This window comes from Nitrosomonas europaea (genome assembly GCF_900167395.1).
GTDB lineage: Bacteria > Pseudomonadota > Gammaproteobacteria > Burkholderiales > Nitrosomonadaceae > Nitrosomonas > Nitrosomonas europaea.
This window is the reverse complement of sequence record NZ_FUWK01000018.1, coordinates 14,899-32,039: the sequence shown is the minus strand read 5'-3', so window position 1 is coordinate 32,039 and position 17,141 is coordinate 14,899. Positions and strand designations below refer to the sequence as shown.

Here is a 17,141-nt window from a genome sequence, read left to right as displayed (position 1 = left end):
CTTCTCTGATTCAGAAAGTTTGTCCGAACTGAAACTGAAAACGCTGCAACTTATCACCCGACTGATTATTGAGGGGTTGTGCAACACTGAATTTGAGCGGCCCCATGGGTGAGATCCAGGTTGCAGCCAGTCCGGCGGAATAGCGGAAATCATCAAAACCCAGACCGGAGAATGAATTGACAATCGTTCCTCCATCTGCAAACGCACTCAGACGAACCGATTTGTCTTCCTTCATAAATGGCACCGGAAACAATACTTCGATATTCCCTACGATACGCTTGCTGCCACCCAGTACCCGGTCATCGCTGTCACGCGGCCCCAATGTATTGATGTTGTATCCCCGGACAGAGTTGAAACCGCCTGCAAAGAAATTCTTGAAAAAGGGGAGTGGCTTGTCGGAATAGCCGTCCCCAACGCCCACTTCACCATTCAGCATCAAAGTGAACATTTTTGTGACAGGAAAGAACCATCGCTGCTCATAACTGACTTTGTAATAATTCAGGTCACCAAACGGCAAACCGAATTCGCCGAACAGCCGCTGTGTCATCCCGGATGTCGTCCAGATAGCACTGTTACGGCGATCACGTGCCCAGCTCAGGGTAATCGGAAGATTATTGGAAGTCTTGCCGAATTGATCGACGAAATCTTTGAATCGTTGCGGACTGTCATCACGCAAATCAATTTTAGTGTGTTCATATCCCAAACCTAATGAAACGATATCATTCTCTGCAACGGGAATACCAAACCGTATATTGGCACCAGTCGTATCAGTATTGAACATCCCCACGCTACTCAAGGAACGGGTATTGATATCACGTTTGAATGCTTCCAGACCGAGACTTACCCCGTTGATTGTATAGTAGGGATTGTTGAATGAAGCAGAGATGACCTTGTTAACGCTACCAGTATTTACCTGCAGACTTAAAAAGTTACCCGTTCCCAGAATATTGTTCTGGGCAATCGATCCGTTCAGAATGATCCCTTCGCGATCAGAATAACCGGCACCAAACATGATTGCTCCGGTCGGTTTTTCAACCACATTGACGTTGATATCCACCTGATCCGGAACATCTGCCACCGGGGGGGTTTCAATATTCACGCCAGTAAAGAAATCCAGCCTGTCCACTCGCTGCCTCGAACGGTTGATCTGCTCGGTCGAATGCCATCCCCCTTCCATCTGCCGGAATTCACGACGGATCACCTCATCACGGGTACGTTCGTTACCACTGATATTGATACGTCTGACATAAACCCGGCGCCCCGGATCGATGAAAAAAGTAAATGCAGTCTTCCGGGTTTCCTTATCCAGTTCAGGTGAGGCATTGACATTGGCAAATGCATAACCGTCATTCCCCAGCCGGTCACTGATCAGCTTGATTGATTCGGTCAGTTTCTCGCGTACGAATATTCCACCGGGTTCAAGTTTGATCAGTTTACGTAATTCTTCCTCCGGCACGAGTAACTCACCGGCAAGTTTGATATCGGATACCGTATATTGAGGGCCTTCGGTCACATTGACCGTAATGTAGATGTCCTTCATATCCGGTGTAATCGAAACCTGCGTGGATTCGATATTGAACTCCAGATATCCCCGATCGAGATAGTAGGAGCGCAACGTTTCGAGATCCGCCGATAATTTCTGCTTTGAATACTGATCATCCTTGGTAAACCAGGTCATAAAACCCGGTGTTTTGAGACTGAACAGATCGACCAGATCATCCTCGGGGAAAACATGATTGCCAACGATATTGATTTGTTTGATGCGGGCAGTCTTACCTTCCTTGATATCGAAGTTGATGCCGATACGGTTGCGCTCCAGCGGGGTGGTGGTCGTGGTGATTTTGACCGCGTACTTACCGCGACTGATGTACTGGCGTTTCAGTTCCTGTTCAGCTTTTTCCAGCAACGAGCGGCTGAAAATGCGAGATTCCGACAAACCAGCCTGTTTCAAACCTTCTTTGAGCTTGTCTTTATCGAACTCTTTTGCACCATTGATGCTGATTTGGGCAATTGCAGGACGCTCCTGAACCTGCACAATCAGCAACCCACCTTCAGATTTCAGTTTGACATCACTGAAAAAACCCGTGGCATACAATGCCTTGATGGCTGCACTGGCCTTTTTACTGTCGAGTACATCTCCAACCTTCACAGGCAAATAGCTGAATACCGTTCCGGCCTCGGTACGCTGGATTCCCTCCACCCGTATATCCCGGACTACGAGCGAATCATTCGCCATACAACCCAACGAATAAAGCGAAAAAAACAATATCAGGAACCTGAGTTTCATGGCTATTCAGAAACTAGACGAAGTAGATCATTATGTATTGCGAATATCATCAGGGTAACCAGCAGAACCACGCCGATCTGATGACCGATATACATGATTCTCTCGGGTAACGGTGCTCCCCGTACCATTTCGATCAAATAGTACATCAGATGTCCGCCATCCAGAACCGGGATCGGCAGGAGATTCAGCACCCCCAGGCTGATACTGATCAACGCCAGAAAACCCAGATAAGCAGCCAGTCCCATTTGGGCCGACTGGCCGGCATAGTTCGCGATAGTAATCGGCCCACTGATATTTTTCAGCGAAACATCGCCCGTAACCATTTTTCCGAGCATACGCAAAGTAAAGTAAGACATCTCCCAGGTTTTAGTCACTGCTTTAGCCAGAGCCATCGCTGGCGGGTAGCTGGTTTTCACCAGCAGCCCTTCCAGAAGTGCATGCTCGATTTTGGGCGTAATACCTGCCTTGCCGATTTCGGTACTTCCCTCGGAGACTGCTTCCGGCTGCAATGACAAATCGAGCTCCTGTCCGTCCCGGATCGCTTCAATCAGAAGTATGCGACCGGGACTTGAGCGTATCACCGTAACGACCTCTTCCCAGGTTGTAATCCCCTTTCCATTTATCGCTACGATCCTGTCACCTGTCTCGAGGCCAGCATGCTCTGCCGCACCGCCAGCCATCACCTGGTCGATCACCGGAGCGATGATCGGCTGATAGGCACTCAAACCCAATTTTCCCAGAAAATCTTTTTCGATATCTTCTGCACCAAGACTGCTCAAATCAAATCTGAGCTGGCGTGAAATTCCACTTTCACCCGTCACCGTTATCCTGACATCAGCATTTTTATCCACCGCATTGTCCAGCAGCAGCAGTCGTGCTTCCTGCCAAGTGGTAATTGCCTGATCGCCGATTCCGGTAATGGTATCTCCACTCCTGAAACCGGCCACAGCGGCAGGCGTTGCGGGTTCGATTTCCCCCAGTATCGGCTTCACGCCGCTGACTCCAAGTATGAAAAGCAGCCAGTACAGCAGGATGGCCAGCAGAAAATTGGCAACAGGTCCTGCTACCACGATAGCAAAACGTCTGGAGACGGGTTGGTGATTAAATGCACGATGGCGTTCGCCGGCTGGAACCTGCCCCTCATGCTCATCCAACATCTTGACATATCCCCCCAGCGGAATCGCTGCAACCACCCATTCTGTCTGGTCATTGCCCAAACGTTTTTTGAAAAGGGGCTGACCAAAACCGAGCGAGAAGCGCAAAACCTTGACACCACACCAGCGGGCGGCCAGATAATGACCGAGTTCGTGAAAAGTGATCAGCAGGCCAAGTGCGATTACGAATGCAAAAATCGTTGCGAGCACTGTCATGTCAGAATATATGAGGATTATCCGTTTTACTGCCCGGCACTGAGTGAGGATGCTGGCTTTCCTGGTTGCCCTGTACTTTGCCGGATGTTACAGGCCAGCCATTCACGAGCTGTTGCGCGCGCCTGCAAATCAGCCAGGAGCACACCTTCCAGATCAGGGACATCCCGTCTTTCCGTTGATTTCATCACGTCCTCGATCATCACGGGAATTGCAGTAAAGGGTATTCTACCAGCCAGAAAAACTTCGACAGCCACTTCGTTGGCAGCATTCAGCACTGCCGGCATATTGCCTCCCGCTGCAAGCGCTTCGTACGCCAGCCTGAGACAGGGAAACCGCTTGAAATCCGGGGATTCGAAATCCAGTCGCGCAACCTTGAACATATCCAGGGATTGCACACCACTTTCCATTCTTTCAGGATAACTCAACGCGTGCGCTATCGGTGTACGCATATCCGGATTGCCAAGTTGGGCGAGTACCGAGCCGTCGATATATTCAACCATTGAATGAATAACGCTTTGCGGATGGATAACCACCTGAATCTTCTCTGGCACGGCGTTAAACAGCCAGTGAGCTTCGATGACTTCCAGCCCTTTGTTCATCATGGTAGCTGAATCAACCGATATCTTTCTGCCCATTACCCAGTTGGGATGTGCGCAGGCCTGTTCTGGTGTCACAGTTTCCAGTATTTTCAAATCCACTGTGCGGAAAGGCCCGCCCGAAGCGGTCAGCAATATCCGACGCACCCCCGATCCCGCCAGATCTCCATTGAAATGTTGTGGCAAGGATTGAAAAATCGCATTGTGTTCACTGTCTATCGGCAGCAGTGTCGCATGGTGCTGTCTGAGCGTATCCATAAAGACACGCCCCGCCATCACCAGTGTTTCCTTATTGGCCAGAAGAATATGTTTTCCCGTCCGTGCAGCAGCAAGCGTAGGCCGAATACCAGCTGCCCCGACAATCGCAGCCATAACCGTATCGATCTCCGGCAAGGATGCCACTTTCTCCAGTGATTCGATGCCTGAAAGCACCCTGGTATCCAAACCCGCTGCATGCAATCTATCCTCCAGCTGTTCGGCACTCTGTGCATCGAGCATCACAGCGTATGGCGGATGAAACTGTATGCACTGCTCAAACATTTTTTCAACATTCCTGTCAGCAGTCAGCGCAACTACCTGATACCGGCCAGGATGCCTGGCCACTACATCCAGCGTACTTTCACCGATGCTGCCGGTCGAACCCAATATGGTCAGATGACGGGTTTTGGTCATGATTCAGTCGAATAAAATAAAATGGCCGCAAGAGCGGCAACGGGAAGAACGGGCAGTAATGCATCAATACGGTCCAATACCCCGCCATGACCGGGAAGTATGGTGCCACTATCCTTGACACCGGCCTGCCGTTTCAACAGTGATTCATACAAATCACCCACTATTCCCAGCACCGCAAGCAGGAGTAACAGAGGAATCAACCAGCCAACCAATGCCTGATCTTTATGTACCGAATAAAACCAGATCAGAGCATAAACCAGTACCCCGATCAGTGCGGCAGCTACTCCTTCCCAGGTTTTGCCCGGGCTGATCCGGGGTGCAAGCTTGTGTTTGCCATAGGCACGCCCGATGAAATAAGCAACACTGTCTGATACCCACACCACCCCCATAAACCCAAGCAGCAACAGCGGATCCATTGCACGAAGCTGATAGAGCGACAGGCATGCCGGCAGTAAAACCAGCCAGCCAATGGACATGAGCACCCATATATTACGGATCGGCCGGTTCATCGCCAACTGGAAAGGTACTGCCAGCAGCCAGAAAACGGCAGATGCGGCATAAAACCAGACCATCGATGAATCTGCCGGATTTTTGGATAACACCACACTGACCAGAAAGAGCAGTTCCCCCCCCAGCAAGGTAGTCAGGATCATATACAGAACAGTCTGGCCAACTGAAAACTGCCCCAGGCGGCACCACTCCCGTGCCGCAGTAACAGTCAGTCCCAGAAGCAATACAGCCCAGAAAATATCCGGCAGATAAAATAATGCCGCCAGGAAGGCGGTCAATAGTATGAATGCGGTAAGGAGTCGGGTACTAAGCATGAAAACGGGTAAATCCCGTTGGTTGGATAATGGGACGGTTAAACCCGGTCTTCGTTCGAGACCGTATTTTTATTTTCCTGCTGGCCGGCAATCTGTTCACTTGTCCGCCCGAACCGGCGCTCACGCTTCCGGTAGGATGCAATTGCCTCATCAAGGGCCGATGCATCAAAATCCGGCCATAACGTATCGGTAAAATACAACTCGGTATAGGCAAGCTGCCAAAGCAGAAAATTACTGATCCGACATTCACCTCCCGTCCGGATGAACAAATCCGGCTCGGGAGCATCGGCCAGTGCCAAGTGCCTGGCAATATCAGGCTCATCGAAAGTCACAGCTGAATCCGGGTTCTCGGTAATCATTTTGCGTACAGCCTGCATGATATCCCAGCGCCCTCCATAATTTGCTGCCACCGTAAAATTCAATCGGCTATTCCCGGCTGTAAGCGCCTCGCCCTGTTGAACAAAATCGACTATTTTAGGATCGAATTTTGAAATATCACCAATTACCCTGAACCGGACTCCATTTTCATGCAGTCCAGTCACCTCCCGTTCAAGTGCAGCCAAAAACAACTGCATCAGCAACTTGACTTCTTCTGCGGGCCTGCGCCAATTTTCGCTGCTAAACGCGAAAATTGTCAGATGTGAAACACCTCTCTCGATACAGGCTTTGATTGTACCTCGTACCGCTTCAACACCCTGCGTATGCCCCGCTATCCTTGGCAGGAAACGCTTCCTGGCCCATCGCCCATTACCATCCATAATAATGGCGATGTGCTTGGGTATCGCACCGGTTTCCGGAATTCCACGTGTCGAACTTGGGGTTAGGGGCATGAATCAGACAGCCATCAGTTCTGCTTCTTTGGTCTGAAGTAACTTATCCACCTCAGCAATATAACGATCTGTCAATTTCTGGATTTCATCTTGTGCACGCCGATCCTCATCTTCGGCAATCAACTTATCCTTCAGTAATTCTTTCAGATGGGCATTGGCATCACGCCGAATATTCCTCATCGCAACACGTGCAGCTTCAGCCTCCGTTTTGACTATTTTAGTCAGATCCTTGCGCCTTTCTTCTGTCAAAGGAGGCATGGGAACCCGTACCATATCACTTACCGTCATAGGATTCAGGCCTAGATCGGAATCACGTATCGCTTTCTCAATCGCTGAGAATATTTTTTTATCCCACGGGATGATACCAATGGTTCGTGCATCAGCCAAGGTCACGTTGGCCAATTGTTTGATCGGAGTCGGGGTACCGTAATAATCAACCATGATGTGATCCAGCAAGCCCGTGTGGGGACGTCCGCTTCTTACCTTACTGAAATCGACTTTGAGTGCATCCAGGCTTTTCTGCATTTTCTGCTCTGCAGATTTTTTTACATCAGCAATCATATTTAAGTGGGTTTATTGATATTGAAGTGTATCGACAGCAACCGGCACAGACCCCGCCGTTATTGTGCTAATAACATAAAACCATTCCCGCAGACATCGCAGAATTCAAACGAATACCGATGTCCCTTCGTCCTCGCCCATGATAACCCGTTTGAGTGCCCCGGTCTTGAAAATACTGAATACGTTGATGGGAAGTTTCTGATCCCGGCATAAAGTCAGTGCAGTAGCATCCATCACTTGCAGGTTTTTACTGATCGCCTCATCGAAAGTCAGGCTCTGGAAACGCTGCGCATCCTTGTTCTTCAGCGGATCACTAGTATAGATCCCATCCACCTTGGTCGCTTTCAGGACGATATTGGCATTCATCTCCATGCCACGCAAAGCAGCCGCCGTATCCGTAGTAAAAAAGGGATTGCCCGTCCCCGCAGCGAACACGACCACTTTACGTTCATCCAGATAACGCAAAGCCTTACCACGAACATAAGGCTCGACAACCTGATCTATCCGTAAAGCTGACTGCACACGTGAAACAACCCCGTTTCGTCTCATCGCATCGTGCAAGGCCAAGGCATTCATGGTGGTAGCGAGCATCCCCATATAATCAGCCGTTACACGATCCATTCCATCTCCCGCAGATTTCATACCACGAAAAATATTGCCTCCGCCTACCACGATCGCAACTTCAACACCGAGCTGCAATACTCCAGCAACCTCGACTACGATATGTTCAACTACCGCGCGATCGATGCCATAGTGGCCATCGCCCATCAGAGCTTCGCCCGACAATTTCAATAAAATACGTTTATAGACGACTGGCATACATGCCTATGAACAGGAGATTTATCGTAAAGTTCTTCTGGAGATCAAGCATGTCGTGGCTTTCAACGCTAAAAAAGCCAACCTGCTCATGACGATCAGTCATTATTTTCTTGAATTCAACTAAAACCAAACCAATCCCCAGAAGAAAACCTTCTTATTTGGACTGGGTTACCTGCGCCATGACCTCGGCCGCAAAATCATCGGATTTCTTCTCGATCCCTTCACCAACGATATACAGCGTAAACCCACTGACTTTGGCAGATTTTGTCTTTAACAATTTCTCGATAGTCTGATCCGGATCTTTGACGAAAGGCTGGCCAAGTAAAGTCACCTCTGCCAGATACTTGGCAATTCGTCCTTCTACCATTTTCTCGATGATATTGGCAGGTTTGCCGCTTTCTGCCGCCTGGGCGGTAAATATCTGGCGCTCACGCTCAAGTGCGTCGGCAGGTACCTGATCGCTGGATACACACACCGGCTTGCTGGCCGCTATATGCATGGCCAGATCCTTACCCAGCGCCTCATCGCCCCCTGCATAGTCAATCATCACACCGATTCTGCTTCCATGCAGATACATTGCGAGATGATCTTTAGTCTGGTAGCTGATTCCGCGGCGGATACTGATATTCTCGCCCAGCTTCATGACCAGAGCCTTGCGGACAGACTCAACCGTTTCTCCCTCAGCTATAGACATATCCTCCAGCAACGCTGTATCCGATATATTTTTGTCTGCCATCAGCCTTGCCAGATTGCCGGCAAAATTGATGAAATCTTCATTCTTGGCAACAAAGTCGGTTTCACAGTTGACTTCCACCAGGGCTCCCTGTTTGCCATCCGCCGTAACAAACCCGCTGATGACTCCTTCTGCAGCAATACGGCCAGCCGCTTTACTCGCCTTGGCTCCGCTTCTGATTCGTAACAAATCCTCAGCTGCTTTCATGTCTCCGTCAGCTTCGACCAGCGCCTTCTTGCACTCCATCATGCCAAGGCCGGTAAGCTCACGCAGTTCTTTAACCATGCTTGCGGTAATTTCCGCCATACTGACTCCAAATCAAGTTAATACGAAAAATTTCGAATGCTCTTATTCAGAAAGTGCGCTGACAGCGTGTTTACTCACGCACCCGCAGATTGATCTCTACCCGACATGATTTCATCGTCAGACTTACTCATTTCGATAATTTCCTGCACGGACTGGTTACGTCCTTCCAGAATGGCATCCGCCATCGCACGCGCATAAAGCCGTATAGCCTGACTGGAATCATCGTTACCCGGCACCACATACCGGACACCTGCCGGACTGTGATTGGTATCCACCACGCCCACAACCGGAATCCCCAGCTTGTCCGCTTCCACGATTGCACCTTTCTGATAACCGACATCGATCACAAACATCGCATCCGGTAAACCTTTCATTTCCTTGATACCACCAAGACTGTTATTCAGCTTTTCCAATTCACGCTGAAAATCAAGAGCTTCTTTCTTCGTAAGTTTGTTCAGCGTCCCGTCCTGTACCATTTTCTCCATATCCTGCAGGCGTTTGATCGACTGCCTGATCGTTTTGAAATTGGTCAACATCCCGCCCAGCCAGCGCTGATTGACGTAAGGAGCACCACATCGTATTGCTTCTTCCATGACGATGTCACGGGCCTGGCGTTTGGTTCCCACGAAAAGAATCGTTCCCTTGTTTGCTGTCAATCGGCGGGCATAGTCCAGCGCCTCTCTGAGCATTACGAGCGTATGCTCAAGATTAACGATATGGATCTTATTACGCTGGCCGAAAATATAGGGGGCCATTTTCGGATTCCAGAAACGGGTCTGATGACCAAAGTGAACGCCCGCTTCCAACATTTGCCGCATAGTAACTGACATGAACTCTCCTTAGGGTTAACCGCAACTTATCGACATACTTCCTTACGAAGACACCCTATCCTGATAAGTGTGCGTTGTAGATTGTGTATTAAAAAGGTTAATAAAAAAATTTCCCGCTCCGGGAAATTGCTACCTATATAAACAGACCAGGAGCGCGCGCGATTATAACATGGCACACTCTGCACTCAAGAAAAGTCATCCTGCAACACCACTGAGAACCTCTGATCAATCCATCGAATTGCCGATCATACGATTCAGTTTGCCGAGATCATGCAAGGTGACATGCTTGTTGTTAACCGTGATAAGACCTTCTTCCTGCAGTTTGGAAAACGACCGGCTGACCGTTTCCAGCTTGAGTCCCAGATAACTGCCGATATCTTCTCTGGTCGCTCGCAAAATAAAATCGGTCGACGAGTACCCTCGCCTGGCCAGACGAGTGGACAGATTGAGCAAAAATGCAGCCAGTCTCTCTTCCGCCCGCATACTGCCCAGAAGCATCATCACTCCTCTATCCTGCACAATTTCACGACTCATGATCTTGTGGAACTGGCTCATCAGCGAAGGAATACTTCGTCCGATCTCTTCAAGTTTTATGAAAGGTACTTCACAAACTTCACTGTCGACGAGCGCAACTGTGTCGCAGGTATGCTTCTCCGGACTGATCGCATCCAGGCCCAGCAACTCGCCGGTCATGTAGAAACCGGTCACCTGCTGGCGTCCATCCACTCTCAAGGTATAGGTCTTGAAAGAGCCATTTTTTACGGCATAGAGAGATCTGAAATCAGCCCCGGCATGCAACAGATATTCCCCCCGCCGTACTCTGAGCTTATGGTTGGTCAGATTGCCAACATACTCTATTTCTTCATCAGTCAACCCCACCGGCAGACACAATTCACGAAGGCTGCATGTCGTACAGCTGGATCTTTGTTGTGGTGCCGTGGGGTGGCCGGGTATTGCGCAGTTATGCAAAGCTGACTCCTACCTTCGTCAGGAAATTTTAGTACGATTGTCTCAGGAAAATCCGATTCGATCCTGATTATCGGGTGACACTGTTCTCCAGCACATACTCCGCCAGATTCTGCACTGAATCTCCCGTCAAATTTGGAAAAGCAGGCATACCGAATCCCTTTCCGTTCGTTACTCTTTCAATAATGGCCTCCTTATTGGCCATCTCGGATCTCAGTATCATTACCTTGCCATTCACTGGTGTATGACACTGCACGCAGGCTCCCTTGAAGATTTTTTCACCTGTCGCCCCTGCCGGGGGCATATAGTCGTTTTTTCTGGCACAGCCAGCCAATATAAACAGCAGGCAACCAGAAAGTATCATGATGGATAAAATGAGTTTCATTTTTACGACATCTCTCAGGGATCGCACTTCCAAAGAAAACAGCCAGATATGCAAACAATCATTTAAGTTTAGCACATTTGCCGTTTTACCAAACTGTAAACGAATAAAGTCTATAAAATTTAATAAGTTATTAAACCATTGCCCGGCATGATAAGTGCATAACATCCCAGATAAAAGATCCGCAACCAATCAGCCCTAAAAATTCACGCGCACTCCCACCAGCCCGGAACGTCCAGGCAACGGTGCCCGATCTTTCAAAAAAGAAGTGTGGCGTCTCGCCTCTTCATTCAGCAGATTGGCACCTCGTATGAACAGGTTGTAATTCATCTTTCCCCAGTCAAACCGGTAATCCAGTTGAACATTCAGCATAGTGTAACCGGCGGTGTCTGTTTCGAGCAGAGCGATATCCGCCTGTTTATGCACCCGCATTACGTCAATCCGACCTCGCCATGGACCGTGAGCATAATCAAGTGCCCCTCCAAAACGAAATGGTGTCATGCGCGGTAAATATCCTCCTGATGACAGCCGCCCGCGGACATAATCAGTCCACAAGCGCAGATCCAATTTACCGCGACGATCACTCAGCAGATGAGCAATCGTCTCAAATTCCATCCCCAGAAAATTTGCATTATTTTGACGGTACTTCAATAACAAATACCCATCTTCATCTGGCCTGCCTTCCATATTGACCCGATCTGGCAGGCCGTCACCCGTCAGATCCAATTCTTGCTGAAAAATGAAATCATCGACCAGCTTGGCAAACAGATTCAGAGTCCAGTCCAGGCTGCCACCCTTTTTACGCAGAAATAAATCAAAATTGCTGGATTTCTCTCGAGTGAGAGAGGTGTCACCTCTTTCAAACGTACCAGTAGCCAGGTGTGCTCCGTTGGAAAATAATTCTTCCAGTGCCGGCGCGCGTTCTGTACGAGAAATATCACCACCTACAGAATAACCATCGCCGAATTTTCGGATCACTCCGCCGGAAATACTGAATGCATCGTGACTGGTCTCGAAGCCATCATCTTTGCGTTTTGTCCGCTGATGTTCGAAACGCCCGCTCATCTCAAAATGCCAGCGCCCGACATCCCGTCTTTCCAGCAAGAACACTCCCAGCGAATTCATTCGAGAACTGGGAACAAATGCTTCTTCTCCGAGAGTGGCAAGATCCCGGTTCTGATACTGAAATCCCAGCACACCCTTCCAGCCGGCCAACGGCTGATGCAGCATTTCAACTCGGCCATCCCATTCACGATTCATCAGCAACGTCCCGACCTCATCACCTTCCGATTCCTTGTGCACATGGTTGTTATACCCCCAGCGTGTTTTTATTTTCTGTACTCCAGGCAGAGGATGATTTACCGCCCCTTTAATATCGAAACGTGTCTGTTTTTGTCTGATCCGCGCTCCCTTTCCTTGCTCGTGGTTATGGCTATCGTGGTCGTGGTCGTGGTCGTGGTCGTGGTCGTGGTCGTGGTCGTGGTCGTGGTCGTGGTCGTGGTCGTGGTCGTGTCCGGGAACACCATAATTATTAACAAAACGGCTGACTGCAACTCCTAGAAATCCCCGTTCACCGACATAAGACAAGCCACTGGAAAAATTCGTTGTCCGGACATCGCTATTCTCAAGCACACCTTTTTTTGCGTCGGATCCCGGTTTAAGTTCTGCATATCCTGGAATCGAATAATCCCCGGTATGCCGTTTCATCCCGTCCAGGTGCCAGGCAAAACGCCCTGCTCCTGCATTCAACCGGAATGCCCCGGTAAAATCATCCGCAACCGAGTTGTAATGGGTATACAGATCGCCCCCTGCTTCATCAGGCAGCCGCTCAGGTATCCGGTGGTTAACGATATTCACCACCCCACCGCTGGCACCGGAGCCATAAAGCAGAGCCGAAGATCCGCGAAAAATCTCAACCTGATCGGCAAACAGCACTTCTGCCGCCACGGCATGATCCGCGCTGATCGTGGAAACATCCATCGTACCGATACCATCCTCCAGCACCCGTACTCGCGCTCCGCTCAGACCACGGATTACCGGACGACCGACCGCCGGACCAAAATCACTGGAAGAAACCCCCAGTTCCTGAGAAACCGCTTCACCAATATTGCGCAAATCGCGTGTTTGCATACGTTCCCGCTGCAAAACCGACACAGGCTGAGCGATATCCGCCTGATCTCCACTTAAAGGATCAGCCGTTACAACCACCGGTTTAAGTGATGTTTTGATCGATGTGCGATCCGTTACTTCAGATTCACGAGCCGGACTGTTTGTTACTTCCTGAGCACAGACACAAAACGATAATCCTGTAAAAGTTATCAGACCGATTAAGGCTTCCAGTTTTTTCACTTATTTATGTTTCCCGGTTTTTATTTATCGTTTTTTACATGTCAACACCCAATTGCCTGTTGATACCAGCAACAGATGACAAAAACAGACACGGAGGAAGAAATACTGCATAAATACCCCTATCCGGGGCAGATGTATGATTCGGTTGGTGCGTACCTGCAGAAACCCCATAGCCGCAACATTGTTGCAATTATAGACACAACAATAGCCAAAACGCAACTATGTTGCAATTAATATCACGACATCACTGGCTCATCATGGCGCGACCGCAATCAGCGCAGATACCCTTGATATTGAGTTCGATGGAATCGATAGAGAAGTTAGAGGGCAGCTCTTTTGGCAAAACCGGCTGAACCTCCGGAAGGCAAAAAACTTTATGACAATGGTGACATTGAAAGTGGGCGTGACGATGCATGGATTCACTGCGTGTAACCTGAAAACGCCAGGCTCTGCCGGCCCCAGCTACTTTATGCACCAAACCCTGGGTAACCAGCCAATCCAATGCACGGTATACAGTAACCCGGTCAAATGCACCAAGTTGTTGCAGATGTTCTAATACTTCGCTATGGGAAAGCACATCCTCGGCATTCAGCAACACGCCCAAAACCGCACTGCGAACCGGAGTCGAACGCTTCCCGGCGTTTTGTATCAATTGCTCGGCAATATCCATACTGACTAAGCTACCGGTAATAGCAAGCCATCGTCAAACGATCTCGCTATAGTAAGAATACAGGCCAGCGCCTCAATTGAGAGCATGAGTCTTCCTGGTATATGGAAAGCAGTAGAAAATGAATATATCAAAGCTGAAAATACCGTAAAAACTGCCTGCACCAGATTAAAACCGTCACCGGGAATACTCTGCCAGTACCGTTTTCCGTAAGCCATACTGTTGTATAAACCGGGCGCTTATACTATCATCCAAAGCTTCTCAGCAAACTAACTTGAGGAAAAAACCATGAAATATGTATATTTATTGATCGCATGCACGACTATTGCATTAAGTGCCTGCGGGGAGAAAAAAAGCCTTGATGGACACTCAATGGAAAAACCACCTCCCTCTGCTTTTATAGAACGTGATTCTGCCCCTGATCTCGACAAGACTGAGGAAGCGACAGAAGACACATCTTCACCAGAAGAAAAGAATTAATTTTAAATTCTATTCAGGGCGCATGTAGCAGCATCACCACCCATAGATTCAGGTGATGTGACATGAGGCCATGCATAGCCTTTTCCTCGAAAAATTGCCACACCGATGGAAAAGGCTATGCAGTGAAAACAAACCGGCAGTACTTTCTTTTTTCGTAAAAATACAAATTCAACCGGCTTTGCCATCCACGCGAGCCCGCCAATAAATTGGCGCATACTTGATCACCCACAGCAGAAAACAGCTCAGCCACACACTGCTTGCAATCAGATAAAACTGGGGCGCCAAGGGTGCAACACCTGGAAAAATATCCGGAATCACTCTAAGCAGAACAACTACCTGAAAAGCAATAAACAGCAGCCATGTGAGATTATCCAACACCAGCGGAAAACCTCCGTGGCCCAATGTGACACGTGACGCCATCCCCAAAACCATGCTCGCAAAATAACCCACAGCCAGCATGTGCAGCGGCGCCAGTCCAAACCAGTAACGATCGCCGTCACTCAACCAAAGCAGCATACCTTGCAATCCGAAAAACAGCATTGCAATCCCCAGCCAGGCAAATGAAATATGCAGCACCGCCAGTAGTCGCACACGAAAACTGCGGAAAAACCGCCAGATATAACTGAGATAAAATGCACAGCCGGCAAGCAGCATATCTGCCCACCAGACATATTCCTGCAGGCCGGCCAGTTGAAGTGCGCCGTGTACCACTGTACAACCAACCATCAGCCACAACAGCCCGAATGGTCGAACCACGACATAATTCTCCAGCACGCGGCTCGAAAAAAACGGGATCATCCGGTGCGATACCGTCATCAGAATCGGCAGCATAAAGAACCAGATACCGGCCTGGCGCGAGAAATCCAGCATTTCCCTGCCGTCCGTCAACACCCACAACGCATAGGCACACAATCCCAGCCATCCGGCAATAAATGCCATACCGGCCACCCAGGCATGGCGCTTATCCCCGGCCGGTGCTGTAAACAGCACATGAAACAGGATAATAATGGCATACGCCCACCCGGACAGCATCAGCAGCAATCCAGCAGATAGCAGAAATTTACCGGCAATCAGTCCGGCATAGAACAGGACGACACCGGCTGCCATCAGCAGGCAGACCGTCATATACTGATTGGCCTTGATTTTCTCGCCATTCATCCAGTTAGGAAACGTAGTAAACAAAAACCCCAGAATGAAAAAGGGGAAAAATGTGTACACCATCAAAAATCCATGCACCCAGATCGGCATGATGCTCGAAAAACTTACGCTTTCCATCAATCCGGCACGCCCGGCCAGTTCTATCACCCACCACAGGATGGTCAACACCGCCTGAAAAGCTCCCATAAGAAACAGGCTGCGATGAGGTGCTGCCGAAAGATACTTCCAGATTGTTCCCGATTTATTCATAAGATTTTCCTGTAAAACCCAATAAGAAATTGATGCTCACGCATGTCCGCGCCTGTCGGGCTATTTTTATCATGGCCGTAATTTGCTATGATGAGAAGCCACGTAATTACACACTTCTCGATGCCCAACATTGATCTGCACAGCCATTCGACTATCTCTGACGGTATGCTGTCACCTTCTCGCTTGCTAGCGCACGCTGCTGTGCGCGGTGTGAATGTACTGGCGCTGACCGACCATGACGACATTGCCGGACTGAGTGAGGCCAGTCGCAGCGCTCAGCAGGAAAATATCACATTGATCCGTGGTGTTGAAATCTCTGTTACCTGGCATGGCCGGACTTTGCATATTTTAGGACTTGGAATCAACCCTGAACATCCACCACTGACCGAAGGACTGAAGAAGATCCGGGATGGCCGCATGGATCGGGCACGGGCAATCGCCGCACAACTGGACAAATTCGGCATTCATGGCAGTTTTGAAGGTGCCAGCGCCCAGGCGGGTATCAGCAGGCTGATCGGCCGCACTCACTTTGCCCGATTTCTGGTAAGTCAGGGATATGCTAAAAACGTAAAGTCTGTTTTCAAGAAGTATCTCGTAAAAGGTAAACCCGGTCATGTCTCCCATGTATGGGTCAGCCTGGATGAAGCCATCGGCTGGATTCGTGGCAGCGGAGGTCAGGCAGTCATTGCTCATCCAGCTCGCTATAAATTGAGCAATGACCTGCTCGAGCAGTTACTCTGCGAATTCCGTGAACTGGGAGGAGCAGGAATCGAAGTGGTCTCATCCAGCCATACTCCCGAGCAAACGCGGCAATTTGCGGCACTGGCCACCCGCATGAATCTGTATGCATCGTGTGGATCTGATTATCATGGCCCGGGAGAAAGCTACTTTGATCTGGGCAGACTACCTGCACTGCCTCCAGAATGCACTCCGATATGGAACGAATGGGAAATTCCTGATTACGCCGAAACCGGCGCAACAACCCTGAATGAACAATCAGAACAAACCGGGTTACAGTCCCCCGGCAAATCAGTCTGATAACAGCCAGTTCTAAACACCCGA

At 49.4% G+C, this 17,141-nt stretch carries 16 protein-coding genes; 2 read left to right on the top strand and 14 right to left on the bottom strand.

Going from position 1 to position 17,141, the window contains the following annotated elements; all coding sequences use genetic code 11:
- Positions 1-10: 10 nt before the first annotated feature.
- The 13 genes from bamA to B5D58_RS06980 form a co-directional block, all read right to left on the bottom strand.
- The gene (bamA, locus tag B5D58_RS07040; RefSeq protein ID WP_011112264.1) at positions 11-2,287 is read right to left on the bottom strand and encodes an outer membrane protein assembly factor BamA; all 2,277 of its coding nucleotides are present in this window, start codon (positions 2,285-2,287) and stop codon (positions 11-13) included.
- 2 nt (positions 2,288-2,289) lie between these two features.
- Positions 2,290-3,657: an RIP metalloprotease RseP gene (gene rseP, locus B5D58_RS07035; RefSeq protein ID WP_011112265.1), complete on the bottom strand. Its 1,368-nt coding sequence runs from the start codon at positions 3,655-3,657 to the stop codon at positions 2,290-2,292.
- Between the two features lie 26 nt (positions 3,658-3,683).
- Complete coding sequence (ispC, locus tag B5D58_RS07030) at positions 3,684-4,925, bottom strand: 1-deoxy-D-xylulose-5-phosphate reductoisomerase (RefSeq protein ID WP_011112266.1); 1,242 nt, start codon at positions 4,923-4,925, stop codon at positions 3,684-3,686.
- Positions 4,922-5,749 (bottom strand): phosphatidate cytidylyltransferase, encoded by an 828-nt coding sequence (locus B5D58_RS07025; RefSeq protein ID WP_011112267.1) that lies wholly within the window; start codon positions 5,747-5,749, stop codon positions 4,922-4,924. Before B5D58_RS07025 ends, ispC begins: the two co-directional genes overlap by 4 nt.
- Positions 5,750-5,787: 38 nt before the next feature.
- Positions 5,788-6,579, bottom strand: coding sequence for a polyprenyl diphosphate synthase (gene uppS, locus B5D58_RS07020; RefSeq protein WP_011112268.1), 792 nt, complete (start codon positions 6,577-6,579; stop codon positions 5,788-5,790).
- 3 nt (positions 6,580-6,582) lie between these two features.
- Positions 6,583-7,140, bottom strand: a complete 558-nt coding sequence (gene frr / locus B5D58_RS07015) for a ribosome recycling factor (protein WP_011112269.1) — start codon at positions 7,138-7,140, stop codon at positions 6,583-6,585.
- 105 nt (positions 7,141-7,245) lie between these two features.
- Positions 7,246-7,959, bottom strand: a complete 714-nt coding sequence (pyrH, locus tag B5D58_RS07010) for a UMP kinase (RefSeq protein WP_011112270.1) — start codon at positions 7,957-7,959, stop codon at positions 7,246-7,248.
- A gap of 154 nt (positions 7,960-8,113) precedes the next feature.
- Positions 8,114-8,998, bottom strand: a complete 885-nt coding sequence (tsf, locus tag B5D58_RS07005) for a translation elongation factor Ts (RefSeq protein ID WP_011112271.1) — start codon at positions 8,996-8,998, stop codon at positions 8,114-8,116.
- Positions 8,999-9,072: 74 nt separating this feature from the next.
- Entirely contained in the window at positions 9,073-9,828 is a 756-nt protein-coding gene (rpsB, locus tag B5D58_RS07000; RefSeq protein WP_011112272.1) for a 30S ribosomal protein S2, read from the bottom strand.
- 225 nt (positions 9,829-10,053) lie between these two features.
- On the bottom strand, positions 10,054-10,797 hold the full coding sequence (gene fnr / locus B5D58_RS06995; protein WP_011112273.1) for a fumarate/nitrate reduction transcriptional regulator Fnr: 744 nt from the start codon (positions 10,795-10,797) through the stop codon (positions 10,054-10,056).
- Positions 10,798-10,864: 67 nt separating this feature from the next.
- Entirely contained in the window at positions 10,865-11,344 is a 480-nt protein-coding gene (locus B5D58_RS06990; protein ID WP_011112274.1) for a c-type cytochrome, read from the bottom strand.
- Between the two features lie 30 nt (positions 11,345-11,374).
- On the bottom strand, positions 11,375-13,525 hold the full coding sequence (locus tag B5D58_RS06985) for a TonB-dependent receptor (RefSeq protein WP_011112275.1): 2,151 nt from the start codon (positions 13,523-13,525) through the stop codon (positions 11,375-11,377).
- A 244-nt stretch (positions 13,526-13,769) separates the two neighbouring features.
- Positions 13,770-14,195: a Fur family transcriptional regulator gene (locus tag B5D58_RS06980; RefSeq protein ID WP_011112276.1), complete on the bottom strand. Its 426-nt coding sequence runs from the start codon at positions 14,193-14,195 to the stop codon at positions 13,770-13,772.
- Positions 14,196-14,480: 285 nt separating this feature from the next.
- Here B5D58_RS06980 and B5D58_RS06975 point away from each other — a divergent pair, with 285 nt between their 5' ends.
- Positions 14,481-14,672 carry a hypothetical protein gene (locus B5D58_RS06975; protein ID WP_041356800.1) on the top strand — a complete coding sequence of 64 codons (192 nt, stop codon included), beginning with the start codon at positions 14,481-14,483 and terminating at the stop codon, positions 14,670-14,672.
- 168 nt (positions 14,673-14,840) lie between these two features.
- Here the strand turns inward: B5D58_RS06975 and B5D58_RS06965 are convergent, their stop codons facing one another.
- Positions 14,841-16,079, bottom strand: coding sequence for an NnrS family protein (locus tag B5D58_RS06965; protein WP_011112277.1), 1,239 nt, complete (start codon positions 16,077-16,079; stop codon positions 14,841-14,843).
- Between the two features lie 120 nt (positions 16,080-16,199).
- Between B5D58_RS06965 and B5D58_RS06960 the strand changes: the two genes are divergently transcribed.
- On the top strand, positions 16,200-17,117 hold the full coding sequence (locus B5D58_RS06960; protein WP_173251299.1) for a 3',5'-nucleoside bisphosphate phosphatase: 918 nt from the start codon (positions 16,200-16,202) through the stop codon (positions 17,115-17,117).
- The last annotated feature ends 24 nt before the right edge of the window (positions 17,118-17,141 follow it).